Origin of the sequence: Curvivirga aplysinae (genome assembly GCF_009711445.1) — a bacterium.
GTDB lineage: Bacteria > Pseudomonadota > Alphaproteobacteria > UBA8366 > Aestuariispiraceae > Curvivirga > Curvivirga aplysinae.
On sequence record NZ_SMMC01000031.1, the window covers coordinates 1 to 2,436 of the forward strand.

General features: G+C 43.1%; 3 protein-coding genes. 1 reads left to right on the plus strand and 2 read right to left on the minus strand.

Translation table 11 applies throughout. The features are described 5' to 3' along the window. A partial coding sequence (locus tag E1160_RS00235; RefSeq protein WP_218048606.1) for a helix-turn-helix domain-containing protein occupies positions 1 to 828 on the plus strand: 828 nt, incomplete at its 5' end. A 30-nt stretch (positions 829 to 858) separates the two neighbouring features. On the opposite strand, the gene E1160_RS00240 is transcribed toward E1160_RS00235, so the two are convergent. Together E1160_RS00240 and E1160_RS00245 are read right to left on the minus strand one after the other, a co-directional pair. Further along, positions 859 to 1,872: a fumarylacetoacetate hydrolase family protein gene (locus E1160_RS00240; protein ID WP_155152986.1), complete on the minus strand. Its 1,014-nt coding sequence runs from the start codon at positions 1,870 to 1,872 to the stop codon at positions 859 to 861. Between the two features lie 30 nt (positions 1,873 to 1,902). Next, positions 1,903 to 2,436: VOC family protein (locus tag E1160_RS00245; protein ID WP_155152987.1), on the minus strand; the 534-nt coding region annotated here is incomplete at its 5' end.

Below are 2,436 nucleotides of genomic sequence, written 5' to 3' on the forward strand. Positions count from 1 at the left end.
AAAATATATATGACTGATACCGATTTCTGCCAAAATTTACGCTTACTCGCCAGTTACGGCCAATCCACATCTGAAATTTGTCGTCGTTTAAAAATGAACCGACAACAATTCAATAAATATGTGAATGGGCATGCAATGCCATCCCTTTCAACATTGCGGAAATTATGTGATTTCTTCGGGGTAGATGAACATGAAATCTTAATGCCTGCAGAGGGATTCAAACAACTGCTTATTATTCGTCCCCCGCAATTTGGCACAGAAGAAACACCTTACCGTAAAACGGTCAATAACCTGTTGAACTTGGAAAAATCTGATAAAGATATGCTATCCCGGCATGAAGGATTCTATTTTAGCTACACGGTTCTGGATCCAAAAGAACAACTCTATCTGCGTGCTCTATCTCGTATCTATCGTCAGGAAGATAAATGGATGGTGAAAACCATTGAACGAGGCATGGATGAAAAGTTTATGCTGCCCGCAACTGTAAAATATTCCGGGGTAATCGTCGAAAGCAGTAAACGCCTTGCGATCCACGAAAAGCAAATCACTCATGGGCATAGTTTGCATACAAGCTTTTTATATTCATCGGAAGAAGGTCGCCCAAACTTCCTGACCGGATTACAAATGGGCATTTTGACTGTGGGCAGTCAGGAAATCCAATGTGTTCGAACCGTCTGGGACTTCTTGGGTACCGATATTAATCTAAGAAAAGCCTTAAAAGATTGCGGTGTTATCGATGCAAATAAGGTAAAAATTCCAGATTACGTCATAGATGGAACGGATAATCGACTGGCACCTGGTGATATCTATCTAACGCCGAATTATTAAAAAAAGCCGTCTTCAACAGGCGGCCTTTCATCATTTATATTCAACGACTTTTTGGTCAATTGCACCGAAGATACTATGACCATCCCTGTCTTTCATTTCAATGCGAACCTGATCTCCAAACTTCATAAAGGACGTAGATGGCTCCCCGTCATAAATGGTCTCAATCATACGAATTTCAGCAATACAGGAATAACCTCGCCCGCCATCAGCAACAGGCTTACCCGGGCCGTCATCAAGTTTGTTCGACACGGTACCGGAACCCACAATTGCACCAGCGCTAAGCGGGCGTGTTTTCGCCGCATGCGCCACAATCTGAGGGAAGTTAAACGTCATGTCTTCACCTGCCTCAGCACATCCAAATGCTTCTCCATTATAATCAACCAATAAAGGCAAGTTTACCTTACCGCCTTTCCAGGCATCTCCCAATTCATCCGGTGTCACACAGACAGGCGAAAATGCACTAGATGGTTTTGATTGAAAGAAACCAAAGCCTTTTGCTAATTCACCGGGGATTAAACCACGCAAGCTGACATCATTTACCAACATAATCAGTTTAATGGCATCAGCGGCTTGTTCTTCAGTTGCTCCCATGACCAAATCATCGGTAATAACCGCAACTTCCCCTTCAAAATCGATTCCCCAACTTTCAGAACCAAGGGGAATATCATCACACGGGCCAATAAAAGAATCCGAACCTCCTTGATACATTAACGGGTCCGTCCAGAAACTTTCAGGAAGTTCAGCATTACGAGCTTTACGCACCAATTCCACATGATTCACATATGCAGAACCATCCGCCCATTGATAGGCACGCGGCAAAGGGGATTCACACGCCGTTTGATCAAACTCTTTCGCTGCATCCAATTGCCCTTCATTTAAGGCATCAGATACATTTTGTAATTTTGGCGCAAGATTATCCCAATCATCCAGCGCGGCTTGTAACGTTGGCGCAATTGCCCCTACGGATACATATTTGGAAAGGTTTGTTGACACGACAACTAATTCGCCGTCTCTTGTGCCATTTTTTAAAGTCGCTAACTTCATGAATTTGTGCCTTCGTGACTTGCGTTTTGTTTAGGAAAGTTCTTTTTCATGCATCCATTTGGCATGATCTGGTGCGCGTTTGGTTTTTGCCCATTCATTCAGCATGTCCCATTTAACATCGTCTAGCTTGCGATCCATTTCTGGCGTATTGGTATTCACTGCCAGTTCTAAACGATGCCCATTTGGATCAAAGAAATAGATTGATTGAAAGATCGTATGATCTGTCGGACCGACAACTTGAATATCATCTGCTTCCAGCTTAGATTTAACGCTGAGTAATTCATCCATCGTCTCTATTTGGAAGGCAATATGTTGAACCCAGCTTGGCGTATTCTCATCCCGTCCCATTTCAGGTGAATTGGGTAATTCAAAAAAAGCCAGAATATTCCCGGCACCTGCATCTAGGAACACATGCATATAGGGATCAGGTGCTTTCGTAGACGGTACCTCATTTTCTGCGATCGCCAATACAAATTCCATATCCAGATATTTTCCATACCATTCAACAGTTTCTTTTGCATCCTTGCAACGATACGCCACATGGTGGATTTTTTGGATAGCCAT